Raw genomic sequence first — 2,012 nt, forward strand, 5'->3', positions numbered from 1 at the left:
GTGGTGCGCCTATGGAACCGGAAATCCTCGAGTTGGAAAACTTCCTGCCCTACCGGCTCTATCGGCTGGCCGACGCGGTCAGCCGCGAATTCTCGAAAATCTACCGGGATCGCCATGACCTGACCCGGCCGGAATGGCGCACGCTTTCGGGCCTCGGCCAGCACGGCACGATGACGGCGACGGCGCTCGGCGAGCAGTCGGCCATGCACAAGACCAAGGTGTCGCGCGCGGTGGCGGAGTTGGAGCGGCGGCGCTGGCTGACGCGCACGCCCGACGAGAAAGACCGCCGCGTCGAGCATCTGGCGCTGACCAAGGCGGGACTTGCCGCCTATCGCGATATGGTGCCGCTGGCGAAGGCGTTTGAGAGGGAGTTGCTGGGGAAACTCGGAGCGGAAGAGCGAGGAGCGATTGTGAAGGGCGTAGCGGAGCTCGAAACCTGTTTGGGACCAGACAAAGTTGGTGCTAATCACGTTGGGCTAAAGGGCTGAAATCAGGAGCATATGGATGGCTTGGCTTCCAAAGAGATTTCTCGCCGGAGGGCCGCCCGGATCCGGTAACTCCAACAACCTCTATCGAAAATCGGTCTACACCAAAGAGCTCGGCGAGCCCGATCAACTCTTTCCAAGCAAAGGGCCTGACGATGTTGAGGTTCTTGCGTTTCGTAGAGACTTCTCGCTCATTGATCCCGCCGGCAACGGCTTTGTACTCCTAACCAACGGTATGAGCGACCGGCGCATGGCTACCCCGTCAACGGCAGGCGAGAACATTGAGCGGCGAGCCGAACTGATGTGGTATGTTCGCGAGCCTGACTCAAACATCATCAGCAATCTCAAATGGCTGGCGGAGTATCCCTTTATCGACAATACATGGTTGGGCTTTGGTCACCGCATTGAAATGCCTTGGTCGCCCGTCTCGGGCACGGATTTCAGAATTTTCATGTTTTTGACCCCTGTCATTGCACCCGATAAACGCATTGCAGAAGCGCTGACCATTGACCACGATGACGTCACCATCCTTTGCGCCCATTTGATCTCCGCTGCCGAGTATGAATTCATCAAGACGGTCGGGTTGGACCCATTCTTGGACATGCTCGACGAGCGTCATTATCCCACCGTTTTAGACCCCAAACGGACGTCCTATGTCTAGCGGCAGGTGCCTGCGGCGCTTTGCTTTCGCTTTCGCCCCGGTAGCGCTCACCAGTCCATCACAACCTTACCCGAATTGCCGCTCCGCATCGCATCGAACCCGACCTGAAAATCGTCGATGCCGATGCGGTGGGTGATCAGGCCCGAGACGTCTAGCGGCCCCTGCACCAGGGCGATCATCTTGTACCAGGTCTCGAACATCTCGCGGCCGTAGATGCCCTTGAGATGCAGCATCTTGAAGATGACCTTGTTCCAATCGATCTCGAAGCCGGTCGGCGCGATGCCGAGGATGGCGATCTTGCCGCCATTGTTCATGGTGTCGATCATGTCGCGGAAGGCGGGGGCGGCGCCGGACATCTCCAGGCCGACGTCAAAGCCCTCGGTCATGCCGAGCTTCGGCATGACGTCGCGCAGCTTTTCCTTCGAGGCGTCGACGACGTGCTGGACGCCGAGCTTGCGCGCCAGGTCCAGCCGGACCGGATTGATGTCGGTGATGACCACCTTTCGCGCGCCGACGCATTGCGCCACCAGCGCGCCCATGATGCCGATCGGCCCGGCGCCGGTGACCAGCACGTCCTCGCCGACCAGATCGAAGGACAATGCGGTGTGGACGGCATTGCCCAAAGGATCGAAGATCGCCGCGATCTCGTCCGGCACGTCGTCGGGGATCGGCACGACATTATGCTGCGGGATCGCCACGTATTCGCCGAAGGCGCCGGGCCGGTTGACGCCGACGCCGAGCGTGTTGCGGCAGAGATGCCCTCGCCCCGCCCGGCAGTTGCGGCAATGGCCGCAGACGATGTGGCCTTCGCCCGAGACGCGCTGGCCGAGCTTGTATTCGGTGACCGCGGCGCCGAAATCGGCGAC

3 protein-coding genes are annotated in these 2,012 nt (G+C 60.8%); 2 read left to right on the top strand and 1 reads right to left on the bottom strand.

Annotated elements, in window-relative coordinates; all coding sequences use genetic code 11:
* The first annotated feature begins 11 nt into the window (after positions 1-11).
* Both EOA33_RS33770 and EOA33_RS33775 read left to right on the top strand, forming a co-directional pair.
* Entirely contained in the window at positions 12-488 is a 477-nt protein-coding gene (locus EOA33_RS33770) for a MarR family transcriptional regulator (RefSeq protein ID WP_127407584.1), read from the top strand.
* Between the two features lie 16 nt (positions 489-504).
* Complete coding sequence (locus tag EOA33_RS33775) at positions 505-1,146, top strand: suppressor of fused domain protein (RefSeq protein WP_126055051.1); 642 nt, start codon at positions 505-507, stop codon at positions 1,144-1,146.
* Between the two features lie 47 nt (positions 1,147-1,193).
* Here the strand turns inward: EOA33_RS33775 and tdh are convergent.
* Positions 1,194-2,012 (bottom strand): L-threonine 3-dehydrogenase (tdh, locus tag EOA33_RS33780; protein ID WP_127407585.1); only part of this gene is annotated, 819 nt, incomplete at its 5' end.

This window comes from Mesorhizobium sp. M4A.F.Ca.ET.050.02.1.1 (assembly GCF_003997725.1).
GTDB lineage: Bacteria > Pseudomonadota > Alphaproteobacteria > Rhizobiales > Rhizobiaceae > Mesorhizobium.

Coding starts and splice junctions, on each gene's coding strand:
- EOA33_RS33770 (WP_127407584.1), top strand. CDS start 12: ATGGAACCGGAAATCCTCGAGTTGGAAAACTTCCTGCCCTACCGGCTC.
- EOA33_RS33775 (WP_126055051.1), top strand. CDS start 505: ATGGCTTGGCTTCCAAAGAGATTTCTCGCCGGAGGGCCGCCCGGATCC.